16 protein-coding genes are annotated in these 17,030 nt (G+C 69.1%); 6 read left to right on the top strand and 10 right to left on the bottom strand.

Annotated features, from left to right (window positions below; translation table 11 throughout):
- Positions 1 to 2 precede the first annotated feature (2 nt).
- The 4 genes from LXM50_RS13045 to LXM50_RS13030 all read right to left on the bottom strand — a co-directional run bounded on the left by LXM50_RS13045 (position 3) and on the right by LXM50_RS13030 (position 3,391).
- Complete coding sequence (locus LXM50_RS13045) at positions 3 to 830, bottom strand: HAD-IIA family hydrolase (RefSeq protein WP_233311765.1); 828 nt, start codon at positions 828 to 830, stop codon at positions 3 to 5.
- Positions 831 to 890: 60 nt separating this feature from the next.
- Positions 891 to 1,523: a metal-dependent transcriptional regulator gene (locus LXM50_RS13040; RefSeq protein WP_233311764.1), complete on the bottom strand. Its 633-nt coding sequence runs from the start codon at positions 1,521 to 1,523 to the stop codon at positions 891 to 893.
- Positions 1,524 to 1,612: 89 nt separating this feature from the next.
- On the bottom strand, positions 1,613 to 1,963 hold the full coding sequence (locus LXM50_RS13035) for a hypothetical protein (protein ID WP_233311763.1): 351 nt from the start codon (positions 1,961 to 1,963) through the stop codon (positions 1,613 to 1,615).
- 138 nt (positions 1,964 to 2,101) lie between these two features.
- The gene (locus LXM50_RS13030; RefSeq protein WP_374107831.1) at positions 2,102 to 3,391 is read right to left on the bottom strand and encodes an Nramp family divalent metal transporter; all 1,290 of its coding nucleotides are present in this window, start codon (positions 3,389 to 3,391) and stop codon (positions 2,102 to 2,104) included.
- A gap of 113 nt (positions 3,392 to 3,504) precedes the next feature.
- Between LXM50_RS13030 and LXM50_RS13025 the strand changes: the two genes are divergently transcribed.
- The 4 genes from LXM50_RS13025 (at position 3,505) to LXM50_RS13010 (ending at position 7,507) form a co-directional block, all read left to right on the top strand.
- Positions 3,505 to 4,140, top strand: a complete 636-nt coding sequence (locus LXM50_RS13025) for a TrmH family RNA methyltransferase (protein WP_233311762.1) — start codon at positions 3,505 to 3,507, stop codon at positions 4,138 to 4,140.
- Between the two features lie 77 nt (positions 4,141 to 4,217).
- Positions 4,218 to 5,516 (top strand): histidine kinase, encoded by a 1,299-nt coding sequence (locus tag LXM50_RS18770; protein WP_233311761.1) that lies wholly within the window; start codon positions 4,218 to 4,220, stop codon positions 5,514 to 5,516.
- Entirely contained in the window at positions 5,513 to 6,169 is a 657-nt protein-coding gene (locus LXM50_RS13015; RefSeq protein WP_233311760.1) for a response regulator transcription factor, read from the top strand. Before LXM50_RS18770 ends, LXM50_RS13015 begins: the two co-directional genes overlap by 4 nt.
- 129 nt (positions 6,170 to 6,298) lie before the next feature.
- On the top strand, positions 6,299 to 7,507 hold the full coding sequence (locus tag LXM50_RS13010) for a hypothetical protein (RefSeq protein ID WP_233311759.1): 1,209 nt from the start codon (positions 6,299 to 6,301) through the stop codon (positions 7,505 to 7,507).
- Positions 7,508 to 7,623: 116 nt separating this feature from the next.
- Here the strand turns inward: LXM50_RS13010 and LXM50_RS13005 are convergent, their stop codons facing one another.
- Entirely contained in the window at positions 7,624 to 8,928 is a 1,305-nt protein-coding gene (locus LXM50_RS13005) for an MATE family efflux transporter (protein ID WP_233311904.1), read from the bottom strand.
- Positions 8,929 to 9,194: 266 nt separating this feature from the next.
- Positions 9,195 to 9,332, bottom strand: coding sequence for a hypothetical protein (locus LXM50_RS13000; protein ID WP_233311758.1), 138 nt, complete (start codon positions 9,330 to 9,332; stop codon positions 9,195 to 9,197).
- Between the two features lie 89 nt (positions 9,333 to 9,421).
- Here LXM50_RS13000 and LXM50_RS12995 point away from each other — a divergent pair, with 89 nt between their 5' ends.
- A complete protein-coding gene (locus LXM50_RS12995) occupies positions 9,422 to 10,819 on the top strand; it encodes a recombinase family protein (RefSeq protein ID WP_233311757.1) in 1,398 nt (465 codons plus the stop codon).
- 172 nt (positions 10,820 to 10,991) lie between these two features.
- On the opposite strand, the gene LXM50_RS12990 is transcribed toward LXM50_RS12995, so the two are convergent.
- From LXM50_RS12990 to LXM50_RS12975, 4 genes are all read right to left on the bottom strand, one after another.
- Positions 10,992 to 11,771 carry a hypothetical protein gene (locus LXM50_RS12990; protein WP_233311756.1) on the bottom strand — a complete coding sequence of 260 codons (780 nt, stop codon included), beginning with the start codon at positions 11,769 to 11,771 and terminating at the stop codon, positions 10,992 to 10,994.
- 287 nt (positions 11,772 to 12,058) lie between these two features.
- Positions 12,059 to 13,117, bottom strand: coding sequence for an LPO_1073/Vpar_1526 family protein (locus LXM50_RS12985; protein ID WP_374107834.1), 1,059 nt, complete (start codon positions 13,115 to 13,117; stop codon positions 12,059 to 12,061).
- A 362-nt stretch (positions 13,118 to 13,479) separates the two neighbouring features.
- On the bottom strand, positions 13,480 to 14,283 hold the full coding sequence (locus tag LXM50_RS12980; RefSeq protein ID WP_233311754.1) for a hypothetical protein: 804 nt from the start codon (positions 14,281 to 14,283) through the stop codon (positions 13,480 to 13,482).
- Between the two features lie 274 nt (positions 14,284 to 14,557).
- Complete coding sequence (locus LXM50_RS12975; RefSeq protein WP_233311753.1) at positions 14,558 to 15,907, bottom strand: HNH endonuclease signature motif containing protein; 1,350 nt, start codon at positions 15,905 to 15,907, stop codon at positions 14,558 to 14,560.
- A 445-nt stretch (positions 15,908 to 16,352) separates the two neighbouring features.
- Between LXM50_RS12975 and LXM50_RS12970 the strand changes: the two genes are divergently transcribed.
- Positions 16,353 to 16,901, top strand: a complete 549-nt coding sequence (locus LXM50_RS12970) for a DUF1992 domain-containing protein (protein ID WP_233311752.1) — start codon at positions 16,353 to 16,355, stop codon at positions 16,899 to 16,901.
- Positions 16,902 to 17,030 lie beyond the last annotated feature (129 nt).

The raw sequence follows: 17,030 nt of genomic DNA, 5'->3' as shown, positions 1-17,030 counted from the left end.
GGTCAGTCCTTCGTCTTCGGCGCCTTCTGCGGGATCGTGCGGATCGTCTCGGTGATGCGGGGGAGCAGGTCGGCGACGGACTGCACGACCTCGTCCGGGCGGAACGGGTACTTCTCGATCTCCGCGGTGTCGCTGATCCCGGTGAGCACCAGGACCGTGTGGAGGCCCGCTTCGATGCCTGCCACCACGTCGGTGTCCATGCGGTCGCCGATCATGCCGGTGCGCTTGGAATGAGCGCCGATCTTGTTGAGCGCCGAGCGGAACATCATCGGGTTCGGCTTGCCGACCACGTACGGATCCTTGCCGGTGGCCTTGGTGATGAGGGCGGCGATCGCCCCGGTCGCGGGCAGCGGCCCGTCGGCGCTGGGGCCCGTGGCGTCCGGGTTGGTGACGATGAAGCGCGCACCGTCGTTGATCAGACGGATCGCCTTGGTGATCGCCTCGAACGAGTAGTTGCGCGTCTCGCCGACCACGACGAAGTCGGGGCTCGTCTCGGTCATGATGAAGCCCGCGTCATGCAGCGCCGTGAGTATCCCGGCCTCGCCGATCACGAATGCCGATCCGCCCGGGAGCTGCTGCTGCAGGAAGTCGGCCGTCGCGAGCGCGGAGGTCCAGATCCGCTCCTCCGGCACGTTCAGCCCGCTCGTGCGCAGCCGCGCGGACAGGTCGCGTGCGGTGAAGATCGAGTTGTTCGTCAGCACGAGGTAGGGGATTCCGCTGCTCTCCCAGTTGGCGAGCAGCTCGGACGCTCCGGGGATGGCGTCGTTCTCGTGCACGAGCACACCGTCCATGTCGGTGAGCCAGCATTCGATGTCGTCGCGTTGTGCCATGCGCCCAGCCTAGGACTCCCGGGTTACGGGCGGATGACGGGCCGGATCCGGGCCTCTGCGTCAGGCCGACAGCCACACCGCGTCGACGCCGTCGGCAGGCAGTGGCACGTCGGAGCCCTCGATGCGCAGTCCGTCGCGGGTGACGACGACCTCGCCGCCGATCACCAGGCCCGCCGACTCCAGGGAGCGCAGCAGTTCCGGATCGCGGTCGTCCACCCGCAGCACGCGGCCCGCGTGGCCGGTGGCGGCGTCCGCGAGCAGTACGAACGGCTCGCGTTCGATCCGGCCGTCGGCGTCGGGGATCGCGTCGCCGTGCGGGTCGAAGCGCGGCCGTCCCAGGCGCGCGTCGATGCCTTCCAGCAGGCGATCGCTGATGGTGTGCTCGAGCACCTCCGCCTCGTCGTGCACTTCATCCCAGGCGTAGTCGAACTCGCGCACGAGCCAGGTCTCGATGAGGCGGTGCCGTCGGATGATCGCGAGGGCGCGCTGCTCCCCGTCGTCGGTCAGCCGCACCGCGCCGTAGGGCACGTGCGAGACGAGGCCGGCGGCGGCGAGCTTCTTCACCATCTCGGTGACGCTGGACGGGGCGATGCCGAGCTTCGCGGCGAGTTGCGACGGCGTGATCGGCGCCGGCTGCCATTCGGTGTGCGCGAACACCGTCTTCAGATAGTCGTCCGCCGCGGGGGATGCCACCCCTCCAGCCTAACCGGCACGGCCCGCGGCCCGCGCGGGGTTGTGGGCGACCCGCGTACGCTCGGCGGGACCACCAGGAAAGTGAGAGGTCAGTGGCCGATCGCGGAGAGCACGGCGAACGCGGCCTGACCGGCGAAGAACATGATCGCGAAGCCGGCGAGGGCCCCCAGCAGGGAGAGCCGCCCGTCGAATCCTTCGATGCCGCGCATCCCGATCGCGCGGGCCCGGAACGAGAGGATCAACGTCAAGGCGCCCAGCGCGAGCTGCACCCAGGGTCCGCCCGCCGGCAGCAGCTTGGGAACGGCGAGGAGCAGGATCCCGAGTGCGCCTGTGACGAGTGACGCCCACGTGCAGATGCGGACGGCCCGGCGCGCGGAGGCCTGCGCTTCGGCCTTCTCGGCGGCGCGCTGCGCGGCGGACGGGCGGCGGGATCTGGCCATCCCTCGAGCCTACCGGCGGAGACTGTGGGTCCTGCCCGCGCCCCATCATCCGTCCGATGGATCCCGGACGGGCGATCCACCGGACGGGATCCGAGTGCGCGCGGTCAGGCACCCCGGATTCGGGATCCGGCGCCGGGCTCACGCCCCGCTCAGCAGCAACCAGAGCAGCACCGCGTTGAGCGCGATGAGCAGCGCGGCGGCCACGATCCCCGCGATCGTGGTCCAGGGGCGGTTCGCGTAGCGACCGAGCGTGCGCTGCCGGGCGGTGAGGGCGACGAGGGGGATGAGGGCGAACGGGATCCCGAACGACAGCGCCACCTGACTGAGCACGAGGGCGAAGGTGGGGTCGACGCCGAGCCCGAGGATCAGCAGCGCGGGGATCAGTGTGATGAGCCGCCGCACGGGCATCGCGATGCGCACCCGCAGCAGGCCGTGCATGATCTCGGCGCCCGCGTAGGCGCCCACGGCGGTCGAGGCCAGGCCGGATGCGAGCAGGCCGACCGCGAACAGGGTGCCGATGAGCGGACCGAGCTGCGTGCTGATCGCGGCGTGCGCTCCCTCGAGCGAGTCGGTGCCCGCCACGCCGGGCAGGGTGGCGGCGGCCAGCAGGAGCATGCCCAGGTTCACGGCGCCTGCGACGACCATCGCCAGGGTGACGTCCCACCGGGTGGCGGTGAGCAGCCGGGCGATGGGGGTGCGCGACGGCGACTCGGGGTCGCCTCCGGGGTGCATCGGGGCGGATCCGAACCGGTCTCTGGCGAGGGCGGAGTGCGCGTAGATCGCGTGCGGCATGATCGTCGCGCCCAGGATCGAGGCGGCGAGCAGCACGGATCCGGAGTCCGTGAAGCGCGGTGTCAGCCCGCCGAGGGCGGCGGACGGATCCGGTGGGGCGACGAGCAGGCCGGCGAGGAAGCCGACGGTGACCACGGCGAGCAGGCCGATGACCACGAACTCGAAGGGCCGGGCGCCCCGCCGGCCCTGCACGGCGAGCAGCGCCATCGAGACCGCGCCCGTGATGAGTCCGCCGAGCAGCAGCGGGATCCCGAACAGCAGCTGCAGCGCGACCGCGCCGCCGATGACCTCGGCGATGTCGGTCGCCATGGCCACGAGCTCCGCCTGCAGCCAGTACGCTCGCCGCGCGAACCGGTGCTGCAGCCGGTCGCCGAGCAGCTCCGGCAGGCTGCGCCCCGTGACGACGCCCAGCTTCGCGGAGAGGTACTGCACGAGCCACGCGATCACGTTCGCCACGACGACCACCCAGACCAGCAGGTAGCCGTACCCGGCACCCGCCGTCATGTTGCTGGCGACGTTGCCCGGATCCACATAGGCGACTCCGGCCACCAGCGCAGGGCCGAGCAGCGCCGCACCGCGGGCGGACGCCGCGGTATCGGAGCGCGAGGGCGCGAAGGTCACCGTCGTTTTAGGCACACCGAAAACCTACCCCATTTTTAGGCATACCGAAATATGTCGCTCGGGGCCGTTCCCCAGTCCGGGTGCGCGCTCGGCAACGCCCGGGGGATCCGCGCGGATACGCTGGCGGGATGCAGGATCCAGAGGCCGTCTCCGAGCCCGAGCCCGAGCCCACGCACGGCGTCGGTCCATGGGAGGGGGAGCGGCCCATCGGGGAGCACTTCGATCCCGAACTGCTCGCGCAGGGCGACCGGCGCAACGTCGTCGACCGGTACCGGTACTGGCGCATGGAGGCGATCGTCGCCGATCTCGACACCCGCCGGCACGGCTTCCATGTCGCGATCGAGAACTGGCAGCACGACATGAACATCGGTTCGATCGTGCGCAGCGCGAACGCGTTCCTCGCCGACACCGTGCACATCATCGGGAGGCGGCGCTGGAACCGGCGCGGCGCCATGGTCACCGATCGCTATCAGCACGTCGTGCATCACGACACCGTGCAGGCGTTCACCGCGTGGGCTGAGGCCGAGCGCATCCCGATCGTCGCCGTGGACAACCTCGACGGCGCGGTGCCCGTGGACCGCGCGGATCTGCCCGAGCGCTGCGTGCTGCTGTTCGGCGCGGAGGGGCCCGGGCTTTCGGACGAAGCGCTCGCGGCGGCGGCGGGGCACGTCGAGATCACGCAGTACGGATCCACCCGCTCGATCAACGCCGGGGCTGCTGCGGCCGTGATCATGTACGAGTGGTGCCGGAGGCATGCCGGTTGAATGCGCGATCCCGGATGCGGGTGAACCTCACTCGCACGGGTGAGGACGCGTGCACGGCCGCGTGCGAGCATGGGGACGTGCGGACAGGGAAGGCGCGGAGCGGCGCACGCGGTGGCGGCACCGCGCTGATCGTGGCGCTGGCCGCCCTCGTGGTGCTGCTGCCCATCAGTCTCGCCTCGCTCGCCTGGTCCACCCCGCACGCGGCGCCGCTGGTGGTCGGCGGACTCGCCGTCTCCTTCGCCGTGCTGCACGGTGCATCCCTGCTCGCGGTGAGGCGTCCGAGGACGGCATTCCTCCTCGCCAGCGCCGTGATGCTGCTGCTCGTGCTCATTCCGGCGGCTCGCGACGTCTCCGCGACCATGCATCCGTCGGCCGCCGTCTACCTGCTCTGCCTGGCCCAGATCGCGGTGCGCGAGCGGGTGCGGCTGTCGGTCGTCGCGTTGGCGGTCGCGCTCGTGGGTGCCGGGATGATCGCGGTGGCAGAGCCCTCCTTCGCCGGCGGTCCCGCTGCCGACACGGGGCTGCTGCGGCTCGGCGCCTTCCTCGGGCTCGCTGCCAGCGCGACCGCCGCGTGGGCGTGCGGCCTGCTGGTGCGCTCCGCGACGAGCCGGGCCGAGGAGCGCACAGCCGTACGCGTGCGGCAGGCGATCGCGGATGAGCGGATGCGCATCAGCGGCGAGCTGCACGACGTCATCGCACACGCGATGACGGTCATGATCGCGCAGTCCGAGGTGGCGCGGGCGCTGGTGCGCGAACGTCCGGAGGTCAGCGAGCGGGCGCTGGGCGTCGTCGTGGACACGGGGCGCGACGCACTTCGAGGTATGCGCTCGATCGTCGCGGCTGACGGCGACGCCCCCAAGGAGCCGACGCCGACGGCTGGTTCGCTGGCCGAGCTGGTGGCCGCGGTGCGCAGCCCCGCGTGCGCGGTCGAGTTCGTGGAGACCGGAGAGCGCCGCGCCCTGGCTCCCGCCTCAGCGCTGGCATTGCACCGTGCGGTGCGTGAGGGGCTCACGAACGCCATGCGGCACGCGCTTCCACCTCTGCAGGTCGAGGTGCGCCTCGCCTGGTCCGAGGAGCACGTGATCGCGGAGGTCGAAGACGATGGCGGATCCGGGCGCAGCGGATCCGATCTCGGCACCGGCACCGGCCTCGTGAGCCTGGCCGAGCGGATCCGGCTGGCGGGCGGGTCGCTCGCGTCGGGGCCGGTTGCGGTCGTCGGGAGCGGCTCATCCGGGCGCGCCGGATCCCACGGCTGGCTGCTGCGAGTCGAGCTCCCGGTGCTGCCAGCGACCGGTTCGGACGCGGTGGCGACGGCCGACGGCTCGGAGCCCGTCGTGACGGCGGAGCGCCTCGCGGACCGGGAGGAAGGAGCATGACGATCCGGGTGCTGCTCGTGGACGATCAGGAGCTGTTCCGCGAGGCCGTGGCGATCATGCTGGGCCGGGATCCGCGCATCGCCGAGGTCGCCGTCGCCGCCGATGCGCGCGCGGGCATCGAGCACATCCGCAGCCACGCGGTCGACGTCGTGCTGATGGACATCCGCATGCCCGGGATGGACGGCATCGCCGCCACCAGGGAGATCCTGCGGCTGAAGCCCGGGATCCGGATCCTCATGCTCACGACGTTCGACCTCGACCAGTACGTCGTCGAGGCGATCCGCGAGGGTGCGAGCGGGTTCCTGACCAAGGATGCGGCCCCGCAGGAACTCGCCGACGCCATCGCCGCGGCGGCCGCGGGCGATGCGGCGATGTCGCCGCGGGCGACGGCCGCGCTGCTGGGTTACGTGCGCGAGGGCGGGCCCGCGGTCGATCCCGATGCCGCGCTCGCGCCGCTCAGCGATCGGGAGCGCGAGGTCGCCCGTGCGCTCGCGACCGGGGCCTCGAACGACGACATCGCGCGGGCGCTGTTCCTCAGTGCGAACACGGTCAAGACGCATGTGAAGGCGGTCCTCGCGAAGCTCGGTCTCGCCGACCGCCTGCATGTCGTGATCTGGGCCTATGAGAACGGCATCCGCCGGCCGGGCCGATGACGGCGTGCCCCGCCGGGTGAGGGCGACGCCGGCCGCCTGGCGAGCGTGCACGGATCATCCCTGCGGGTGAGCCCGAACCCTCCTCGGGGGCGACGCGCAGCAGGGAACCGGATCCGTAGCGTGCGGGACATGAGAAACAGAACGCGTGTCGTACTGCTGATCCTCGGAATCGCGCTCGGCGCCGCCGTCGCGGTGCTCGGCGCGGTCGAACTGCTCTTCGCCGGGTCGGTGCCGACGGGGGTGAGCCCGAGCCTGGTCGCGGCGGTGGTCGGGGCGCCCGCGGCGGCAGTGGTGTCGGTCGGGGCGGGGCTCGCCGCGGTGGCCGTCGGCGCACTCGGCCTGCGTGGACACCGGGTCGACGCCTCCGCGAGCGCGGTCGGTGTCGCCGGGGCGCCGCCGGCCGCGCTGCGCATCGCCGCCGTGATCGTGGCGCTGCTGGTGGCGGCGCTCATCCCGGGCGGGATCATCCCCGTCGCCGGCTACTCGTTCGTGCTGGTCGTGGCGGGCCTCTTCGCGGCGGGGCTGACACTGCTGACGGTGCGCCGCCCGCTGATCGGGGCCACCGGGATCTTGCTCGTCATCGGCACGCTCGGGTTCGCCGCGCTGCGGCTGCCACTGGGCACGTTCGCGCCCCGTGTGCTGGAGGCGCTCGCCCCGCGGTCCGGTGAGCTGACGGTCTCGTTCACGCACCTGGTCGCGGCGGGCGCGCTCGCCGCCTGGGCGATCGGCGAACCCGCGGTGCGCGGGCGGTTCGCCGCGGGCGTGCTGCGGCACCGACGTGCGATCACGGTGGCCGCCGCGCTGTGCGCCCTGCCCTACGCGTTCTGCCGTCTCACCTGGCTGACGCCGTGGCCGCTGTTCGCCCCGCCGGCCGCTCTGAGGCCCGATGTCCTGATGGTCGGCCTGCTGCTCGGCGGGGCGATGCTCGCGGCGGGGCTCCTCACGCTCGCTCTGTGCCTGCCGTGGGCGGATCGGTTCCCGCGATGGCTGGCGGGCGTCGGCGGCCGTCCGGTGCCGGTCGGACTCGCGGTGATCGCTGCATCGGTCGTGGCCGTGATGTTCACGGTCGGGGGTGTGGATCTGGTGCGTGTGGTCACGACGGGCGGCGCCCTTGCCGTGGGCGTCGTCGAGCTGCTGCTGGTGCTGCCGTTCTGGCTGTGGGGGCCGTTGCTCGGGCTGGCGACGTGGGGTTACGCGATGCACCGCGGCCGGACGGAGGAGCGCCCTGCTGTGCCGCGGGCGATCGGCGATCGCGGGCTCTCGGACGCGCTGCGGGCGCGGGCCACCGTCGAGCTCGACGCGATCGAGGAGCGTGAGGTGCACCGCGGCCGGCGCTGATGGCCAGGGCGAGGCCCGGGAGTGCATGTCGTCACGTCGATCCCGGGACTTCGGCGGATCCGGTACCTCAGGGGCGGATCCGGAAGCGCCTGCCGGCAGGCGAGTCCCGCGCGCTCTCAGACCTCGATCGAGAGCCAGCGACCGGTCCGCACGCGTAGTCCGAGGGTCGCCAGTCGTGCGCACAGGTACACGCCGAAGAACGCGACGGCGAGCCAGATCAGGCCCGCGACGCCGCTCACCCCGGTGGCGGCGATGATCGCGAGCACGGGCAGGAACGGGACGAGGTTCAGGCCGCCGGCGATGGCGAGGTAGCGGGCGTCCCCGGCACCCATGAGCACCCCGTCGAGCACGAACACGATGCCGGCGATCGGCTGGGCGACCGCGAGCACGATGAGGGCGGGCTGGATCAGTGCCGCGAGGTCCGGGTCGCCCGTGAAGGCGAGCCCGATGACGGCGGACAGTGCGGCGATGAGGGCTCCGACGATCACACCGAACCAGGCGCCCCAGGCTACCGTGCGGGCGAGCACGTGCCGGGCTCCGTTCGGATCGGCGGCACCCAGGCTCTTGCCGATGAGGGCCTGTGCGGCGATCGCGAGGGCGTCGAGCGCGAAGGCCGCCGCGGAGAAGACGGTGAAGACGACCTGCCAGCCGGCGAGCTCGCGCGTGCCGATGCCGGTCGCGATGCCCACCGTCGCGAGCAGCGCCACGCGCAGGCTCACGGTGCGCAGGAACAGCCAGCCGCCGGAGCGCGCAGATCCGCGGATCCCGCTCAGTTCGGGCGCGACCGAGGCCTCGTGCCTGCGCGCCAGGCGTCCGATCACGAGCACGTACGCGCCGACCATGCCCCATTGCGCCACGACCGTGCCGAAGGCGGATCCGGCGATGCCCCAGCCGAAGCCGTAGATGAAGAGCCAGTTCAGCAGCGCATTCGCGGCGAAGCCGATGCCCGCGATCCACAGCGGGGTGACGGTGTCCTGCATGCCGCGCAGCAGGCCTGTCGCCGCGTAGACGACGAGCATCGCGGGCAGCCCCCACATGGAGGGCGCGAGGTAGGCGGCCGCCTGTGCCGCGACCGCCGGGGTCGCGCCGAAGAGCGGGATCACCGCGGGGGTGAGCAGCGACCCGATCACCGCGAGCACGGCACCGAGGCCGAGCGCGAGCCACATCCCGTCGATGCCCACCGACACGGCGTCGCCGTGCTCGCCGGCGCCGAACCGCCGCGCGACGGCGGGTGTGGTCGAGTAGGCGAGGAAGATCATCAGTCCGACGATGGTCTGCAGGATCGCCGATGCGATGCCGAGTCCAGCGAGTGGCGTGGTGCCGAGGTGCCCGACGAGCGCCGCATCCACCATGAGGAACGCGGGCTCTGCCACGAGCGCGCCGAGGGCCGGCACGGCCAGGCGGATGATCTCGCGGTTCAAGGTCGGCGCCGGGTTCGAGCGTGGCGCACCGCGCGGGGTGTCGCCCGGGTGCGGGTTCGGCGTGGGAGAGGGCACCGTACGAGCCTAGGGGCGCGGGGCGACACGGGTACCGGCGTCGCTCTGCGCTCCGGGTGGGGCGAAATCATCCGGGGATGGGAACTACCGGGTGAGCCGAGGTCATCCGGGGGCGATCAGGGAAGGCCGAGCGCCGAACCTGGGAGGGCCGAGCGCAAACCGGGCGAGCCGAGGTCATCCGGGGATGGGACCTACCCGGGTGGGCCGAGCACGTCGGCGAGCGTTCGGCGGGCGTGCTGCGGGTCGCGGCTGCGGGTGCGCGGGCGGTGCCAGGCGCCGTGCGGATCCCACCAATGCGGTCCGCGGATCTCGGGGACGCCACGGCTCATACGGATCCGCCATCCGGAGACCTCGAGGGTGCGGTGGTGGTGCCAGCAGAGGGCGACGCCGTTGCTCGTGAGTTCGTAATATGACCGTCATGAACAAGCCTCGTTCCGCGGCGGTGTACGCGCGGATCTCGTCCGACCCGACCGGACTCGCGCTTGGTGTGCAACGGCAACTGGAGGACTGCCGCAAGCTTGCCGCGGATCGTGGATGGACGGTAGGGGCTGAGTACGTGGACAACGACGTGTCCGCGTACTCGGGGAAGGATCGTCCGGACTATCTGCGGATGCTCGCGGATGTGCGGGACGGGCTGCGGGACGCGGTGATCGTGTACAACATGGATCGCCTGACGCGGCGTCCGATTGAGTTGGAGCAGTTCGCGCAAGTGTGCAAGACCGCTGGGGTAACTCAGGTTGCAACCGTGACCACGGACGTTGACCTTGGCACCGATGACGGCTTGTTCACGGCCCGCATCTTCGCGGCGTTCGCGGCAAAGGAATCCGGTCGCAAGTCGGAGCGGTTGAAGCGGAAGGCGCGGCAGAACGCCGAGCAGGGCAAGCCCGGCGGCGGCGCAAATCGTCCGTTCGGGTACGAGGCGGACAAGATCACGATCAACCCGGCAGAGGCACAGATCGTGCGGGAGATGGCCGATCGGTACATCGGTGGGGAGTCGGCGCGGTCGATCGCGACGGACCTGGAGGACCGTGCCGTTCCCACGTCGAGCGGGGCGGCGTGGCGGTCGACCACGGTCCGGAACTTGCTGCACAGTGCCCGGATCGCGGGTCTGCGCTCGCATCTGGGTGAGGTCGTCGGCAAGGCGATGTGGGAGCCGATCATCAGTATCGAGGACCGCGAGCGAATCCTCGCCGTCGCGGTGACGAAGAAGGCGGCCGGGCGGCGAGCCCCGCGCCGCTACCTGTTGTCGGGGATGCTGCGGTGCGGGAAGTGTGGCGGGAAGCTGTTCTCCGCCGCACGCGGGGACGAGCGCCGCTACGTGTGCCTATCTGGTCCGGATCATCGTGGATGCGGGAAAGTCACGGTGGCAGCCCCGCCCGTTGAGGAATGGCTCACAGCCGCAGTGCTGTACCGGCTCGATACGGCTGACATGGAAGCGGTGCTCACAGGCCAGCAGGCGCAGGACACTAGGCACGCGGAACTCACCGCTGAGCGGGAGAAACTTCAGGCGCGGATGGTGGAGTTGAGCGAGATGTTCTCCGAGGGAGAGATTTCGCGCATGGAGTGGAAGGCCGCACGGGATCCGTTGGAGCGACAGCTCACGTTGATCGATCAGCAGCTCGCCCGTGCCACCGGCGGGCATGCGCTCGCGCAGATCATCGGCCAGGGCGACGTGCTGCGCGCCGGGTGGGCCGCGATGAACCTGGAACGTCAGCACGCGATCATCCGTGCTGTTCTCGACTACGCCACCATTGCGCCCGCGGAGCGCCTGGGCCGGTTCTATCCGGAGCGGATCATCCTGGTGTGGGCGGTGTAGGTGCCGCCGGCCGGAGCGCGCCCCTGCGGGGCCCCGCTCCCGGCCCGCCGGCTCCTACCACCCTCCGCACCTGGGACAGCACACCGGGATCAGACACGAACACGGGCACCCCCCTGCGCCTGACAGGTGCGAGCCACCCACGCGGCCACCTCGAGCGGATCGATCGGAGCCATCATCGCCCCCACTGCGCCCAGACAGTCGGCGGGCCCTGCCACTGCTCCGACTCCGCCGAGTCCCACACAACGCCCGGTGCAGATCCCAGGTGAGCAGATGCCTGCTTGAGAACATCGTCCCGACTGGGGCCGGTGAACCGCAGCCGCTCGGGCTGGAATCCCTCCCCGACGTCGTACCGGTGCGAGCCGAGCTCCCGGGCCGCGGGATCGGCGAATGACTTCGCCACGTACTTCGCCAGATAGCCACCCGCGATCCGAGCCTCCGTCAACCGAGTCGACCCGACCGGTAAGTTCCCGAGCAGCTTGATCGAGATGAACCCGTGCGGCCACGCAGCCTCGATCATGCTCCGCTTGATGAACCGGCCTACCGCGAAATGCGCATGCAGACCGTGACCGGTCTTGTGCCACTCCGGCACCCACGCATACGGGAACGGATCGCCCCCGAGCGAGGCCCGCAGATCCCGGAAGAAGATGCCGAGGTGCTCACGGATCAGCGCAGGGTCATGGTTGCCCTCAGCACGATAGGTCAGCGTGCCGAGACGATTGAGGACGTTGGCTGCGCAATATCGGCGCAAGGTGGTTCGTGCACGGCGTGCGGACTCCGCCGCGGCTCGATCCGGATCGGCAGCCTCACCCCGCGCGACGTACTCCGGCACCCGCCGCAGCGATGCACGGAACGAACCGCCACCCTCAGCGGCAGCAGGGATCAACGTGAACGACCAGCCCGCATCGGGCCGGACAAGATCGCCAACGGCAAGCGAAGAAGGAAGAGAAGACACGGGAGCCCCTGAGGAGACATAGTTCGGACAAGGTCCGAACGGCCCGTTCTCAGATATGTCTATGGGGCCCCGGCTGGCAGAGGGACTAATTCTCGATGTAAGCGCATGCGGGGCCAGCCGCCGTTCTCGATTGGATCAAGATACTCTGGAATCACACCGTTGTCATTCACCAGTTTCGGTCGACTGCCGCGGGATTGCTCGCAAGCGGCCAATCCCTTGCCTCCGGCACCGTGTGGGCCCCCGAGTTATGTTGCAGATTCAAGTCAAGCCGCGCTTCACACGACTGTTCACGGCAACCAGATGCTTAGGGGTGCGTCGGCACCAGTCAAGCGGGTCCAGTAAGCGTGCCCCAGTGCTAGCCCGACCGACGTAAGTTTCATCGACTGCAGTCCGGTCTGGTTGTCGTCCCAGGCGTCGCGCAAGGCCGCGATTCCTGGGACTTTGGCCACGACCTCATCCGACACGTCCGATTCCGACATGCGTCCGAGACTGACCACATTCCTAAGTTCCGGAAGTCGCGCCGCAAGTCCGAGCTCCGCGCCACGATTTTCGAGATCCTCATCCCCCAAAAGCGCAAGTTGAAGGCGGTTTGCGTCGCGCAATGCAGGAGTCACGAAGTTGTGTGTCCGTAGTTCCTCTAGGAGTGCAGGATCAATATCGGTCTCGGCGAACCCGTTAGTGAATAGGCCCTCAACGCCCGACATGATGCCCTTGCCGAAACTCGTAGTTGCGATACTCAGAGATCCGGCACCGACGTACTCAATGTGCTGATAATCTGCTTGTCCCTTGGGGACATCCACACCGAGAGCGGAACTCTCCCGTGTCAACCTCGAGTAGAACGCATCGGGGGTGCCAACATCTAGCGCGCGGCTGTATTTCAAGTAAAACACCCATGCGACCGCTCGTCTTTGCTCCTCGGTTAGCTTAGGCGCCGACGCAATAGCCTCGTTCAGCGCCAGAGCCCGAAGGTTCCGCTCTTCCTCGCCAACTCGTGCCGCGAGGAGGTCGACAAGCGCAGTTCGAAGATCCTCCTCGCCAGACCGAGCGATTTCTTTCTGCGCCTGAAAGACGACGCTCTGGACGTCAGGGTCCGCAAGCTGACCGACACGCGCGGGTATCTCCCTCTCTAGCTTGGCCAAGAACTCATCCGTTAGCCGTTCCGCGCGCGCGACCGCAAGCGCCTGGGCAACGCCTGCGAGTTCGATCGCGTTGCTTCTGAAAACGTCAAGCGCTACGACGCGAGCTTCGTCAATCGTTAGGCCGTGAACATGGATGTCCTTGCCAGCCTGGTAGTTGGTTGAGTTGTCGCCACCCTCCTGAGCCTGGTCGCGCTTACCGGTCAACATCGTCACTCCGCCCAATCGTCATATCCCGACCTGCCTGGTAGTTTCTCGACTTCCTGCCGCCGCGCTGCCGTAGGCCCGCTGATTGCGTATCACGCCAGACAAGACCGGTTGCAAGAAGGAGTGTCCCGACCCCTATCGCAATCAGAGCGGCGACCCCAGGCCAGGACCAGAATGACTGCCTAGCCTCGAGCGAGTAGATGTAGTACGCCACCCCCAACGCGCCGCCAAGGCCGACAACGACGCCCCCCGCGGCGACAAACTTCTCCGGTGTACCCATAGTGGAACGATAGCGGTCGGCTTAGGAGGATTTTAGAACTTGCACCGTTCGGTGACCGCTTCTGTCTTCGGACGCCACTCTTCGCCTATCCGGCGATGCCGCGATCCGGTGCACTATCGTGAACGACATATGAAGGACTGGGGTGGGGGGCCTTGTCCGGCAGTGGTTCGGACGGGCCAGTGTACTTATGAAGATCTCTTGGATTAGTCGCCCGAACGTATCTTGCGGCTTTTTGTCCCTCCGGCGATACCCAGACGATCGTTCCCTTTGAAGTCATGCCCACCCATTCCTGCGGGGTCATCTTGAACTTCCAGCTCTCGACCACGATCCACCTCTGCGACCGTGTCGTCTTCGCCTCGAGGGTGAAGATCATCGACTGAACCACGGGCTTTTCCCATCGACTCCAGCAGACGAACCTCTTGTCTATGTTCGCTTTCGACAAAACGACCCACGGTGTGCCAGTACCACTTTTTGCCTTTAGAGCACTCCTGCCGGGCCCGGACCGTAGCTCCGTCGTCGTATCGAGCTCAACATTGAAGTCCCAGATCTCATGGGCATTAGGAATGGGTAGCTCCGGATAGTCCACTCTCACTCGGAGCCCTTGAACGATGATCGGGCGCGCCCCTGTGTTCGCAATCGAGGACGTTATGACAATGTCTGGCGTGTACCAGGAGCGGCCCTCGTTCGCCCAATGAGTCACTGATATACCGGCCTTGCCGGGAGCGAAGACGACCTCGCCTTTAGAAAAGTGCGTTCGCCAAAGCGCAACTCCAGAGAAGATTGCCGCGATAACGGAGACCAGCAACGCCGTCAGCGGTAGCCAATTCGTTGCGTTTTGCGCTGCCTCTTCGCCCGCTGCCGCAAGCGTTGCGAGACTGAACTGATTCATCGGCCCTCCTGTCGAGGATCGTAGCGGGATCTAGCGACTTCCTGCCGAGGTTTCCTGACATGCAGTGTTCGTTCTACTGCTGCGAGCACGAGAACATCGCTTGGTAGCCTGCCCCTGTGAGGACTGGCTTCGCCGAGTCCCCCTTGTGAGTACGACTGACCCACGCGCGGGACTCGAGCAACTTGTACGAGTGTGTGGTCTGCAACACCTATTGGGGCGTGGGTTGCGACCGGTCGAGCGGAGCGAATTGACTCCCGCAATCGCCATCCATCCGCTAGCGGGTGTATTCGTAACTTGCGCCGTTGCTGGTGTGCGTCGGACCGCCGTCGGCATGTTCCCGGACGTGGTGGATCTCGCACCAGGTGGCCGGGACGTGACAGCCGGGGATCACGCACTCCCGGTCCCGCAGGTGGATGGCTCGGCGCTGGATCGCGGTGAAGATCCGGGCGGTCGTTCCGATCGACACGATCTGGCCGCGTTCGTCGAACAGGACCCGCTGGACGCCCCCGGCGCAGGCCGTGTGCCGGGCGACGGACAGGGGCACGTCGTCGCCGGTGCCCTCGATGAACGCCCGCCCGTGTCCGGCGGCGTAGTCGGCGGCAGTGACGGAGACGACCAGGGTCGGCGCGGCGCCGCCGAGGTCGGGGACAGCCCCAGACGCGGCTGCGGCGTACAGGATCGCGGCAAGGTTGTCGTGGTTCCGCTGCGCCGGAGTGCGCGGATCGTCCGGGACGGGGAGACCGTCGACGAGATCCGGATCCGGACCCATCGCCGGACCAGGATCCGCAGCACCAGCCGGGTCGGCGTCTTCCGGCTCGAAGGCGACCGCACCGGAGCCGAGACTGGGGGAACTGTCCGCGGCGGGGTTGTTGAACGCGTCCATAAGTCGCTGGATCAGCCCGGCGACTTCGGGCAGCGCATGCCCGCCGAACGGGTGCGTGCCGTCATGGAGCTTCCCGATCCAGAAACTGCGGGACCGGTCCGCCTTCGCGTCGTCGGGTTCGGCGCCGTCCGGGTCGAGGGCGAGCATCAGCGCCCGCGCGTAGTCGGCGAGCTCGTCCGTCGATGGAGCCGGCCCGGCGTTGCCGAGTTCATCGGGCAGGTCGAGTCCGCGCGCGGTGTTCGCCAGCAGCGCGTCCACCGCCTCCCGCTCATCCGGGCCGATGCGGGTGCTGGCGCGTTCCACCGGTCCGATCGCGGCAAGCAGACCTGTGACCGAGAGCTCGCCGTCTCGCAGCGACTGCCCGAGCTGCTCGTAGTGGGCCGCGGCGTGCTCGCCCGAGAGCAGGAAGTCCTTCCCCACGGCATCGGCGGCCCGCACATATCGACGTGCGGTGCCCGCGTCGACCCGCAGCGCCCGCCGGGTCAGCTCCGTCACGTCGCGGCAGCCGGCCACGGTGGTGATCTTCTCCGACGGCAACCCGGTGTCGCGATGCCGCGCTCGCGTCACGACGGTGGTGATCGCCGCGTCCACCAGGCGCTGCACCTGCCCGCACTCGCGCAGGATCCGGATCGTCTCCGCATCCTCCATGCCCTCGAACTGGGAGTCGAGCTCACCCCGCACACTCGTCTGCTGGAGCAGGTGCTGCACCTGCTCCAGTGCCTCGCGCATCGGGGATGTCATACCCTCATTCAACTCCTGGCCACCGACATTCGAAGACCTGATCAAGCAGAAAAACGAACTCTGTGGAGAACGGTTTCGGATCCACTCCTGTGGAGGACGATTCGGAGGTGTTCGTGGTCGCGGGGCACGGTTCTCAGGCTCCGAAATTCGCAGTTCGAGACCACCGAAGCGGAGGACGGATGGAGCGAGCAGACGCGCGGGCGAACGGACGGAACGGCGAAGGAGGAGCGTGCGCGCGGACGGGCGGACGAGCGGACGAAGAGCAGGCGCATGGACGAGGAGACGCACCGACGAGCGGGCGAATGACAGACGGCGAGCAAGGCGCCGACGAGCGGGCGAAGGCGCGCGCGGAAGGCCCGAATGAGGGAGAGGAGCCCGACCCCGCGACGCCTCCGCCCCCGTAGTCTGGGAGGACCCGAGGTCCGACCAGAACCGGAGGAGCGTCATGACGGACGAAGAGCACAGGCGTCGCTCGCACGCCGAGCGCCTGCTGAGCCGCACACCCGCGGATCCCACCGCGCCACCCACTGCGCCGCCGGCGGTCCTGAACGCCGAGACGATGCCGGCCATCGTCGAGACCGCGATCCAGGTGGCGATCCGCCAGGGACAGTTCGACGACCTCCCTGGTGCAGGCAAGCCCATCCCCGGGCTCGGCGACCACCACGATCCGGACTGGTGGATCCGGCGCAAGATCGAACGAGAGAAGCTCACCGGCCTCGGCCCACCCGCGCTCATGCTGCGCGTCGAGGATCGCGAGCTCGACGCGCAGCTCGACTCCCTGCGGCGCGAGACCGATGTGCGCGCTGTGGTGGAGGACTTCAACCGCCGTGTGATCGAGGCCAGGCGGCAGCTCCTCGGCGGGCCGCCGGTGGTCACGAAGCCCCGTGACGTCGAGACCGAGATCGCGGCGTGGAGAGCGCGCCGGGAGTCTGCGGCTATCGCGGATCCGGATCCCATCGCGACGACGAAGAAGCGCTGGTTCCGCAAGGCCTGACGGATCACCCCGGATCCGGTCTCGAATCCGGGGACCTCCGATACCGGATCCGGCGGAACGACGAGTTCGCCTGTCGCCAATCGCCCCTTCGCCGGTCGGGAAAGGGCGATTGGCGACAAGTGAACGACG

The organism is Microbacterium sp. Au-Mic1, assembly GCF_021341785.1.
In the GTDB taxonomy this organism is placed as follows: Bacteria; Actinomycetota; Actinomycetes; order Actinomycetales; family Microbacteriaceae; genus Microbacterium.
The sequence above is the reverse complement of the archived record's forward strand: the minus strand, read 5'-3'. Positions and strand labels throughout refer to the sequence as shown.

Coding starts and splice junctions, on each gene's coding strand:
- LXM50_RS13000 (WP_233311758.1), bottom strand. CDS start 9,332: ATGAGCCGTGGCGTCCCCGAGATCCGCGGACCGCATTGGTGGGATCCG.
- LXM50_RS12970 (WP_233311752.1), top strand. CDS start 16,353: ATGACGGACGAAGAGCACAGGCGTCGCTCGCACGCCGAGCGCCTGCTG.
- LXM50_RS13045 (WP_233311765.1), bottom strand. CDS start 830: ATGGCACAACGCGACGACATCGAATGCTGGCTCACCGACATGGACGGT.
- LXM50_RS13010 (WP_233311759.1), top strand. CDS start 6,299: ATGAGAAACAGAACGCGTGTCGTACTGCTGATCCTCGGAATCGCGCTC.
- LXM50_RS13025 (WP_233311762.1), top strand. CDS start 3,505: ATGCAGGATCCAGAGGCCGTCTCCGAGCCCGAGCCCGAGCCCACGCAC.
- LXM50_RS12980 (WP_233311754.1), bottom strand. CDS start 14,283: ATGAATCAGTTCAGTCTCGCAACGCTTGCGGCAGCGGGCGAAGAGGCA.
- LXM50_RS13015 (WP_233311760.1), top strand. CDS start 5,513: ATGACGATCCGGGTGCTGCTCGTGGACGATCAGGAGCTGTTCCGCGAG.
- LXM50_RS12995 (WP_233311757.1), top strand. CDS start 9,422: ATGAACAAGCCTCGTTCCGCGGCGGTGTACGCGCGGATCTCGTCCGAC.
- LXM50_RS13035 (WP_233311763.1), bottom strand. CDS start 1,963: ATGGCCAGATCCCGCCGCCCGTCCGCCGCGCAGCGCGCCGCCGAGAAG.
- LXM50_RS12975 (WP_233311753.1), bottom strand. CDS start 15,907: ATGACATCCCCGATGCGCGAGGCACTGGAGCAGGTGCAGCACCTGCTC.
- LXM50_RS12985 (WP_374107834.1), bottom strand. CDS start 13,117: ATGTTGACCGGTAAGCGCGACCAGGCTCAGGAGGGTGGCGACAACTCA.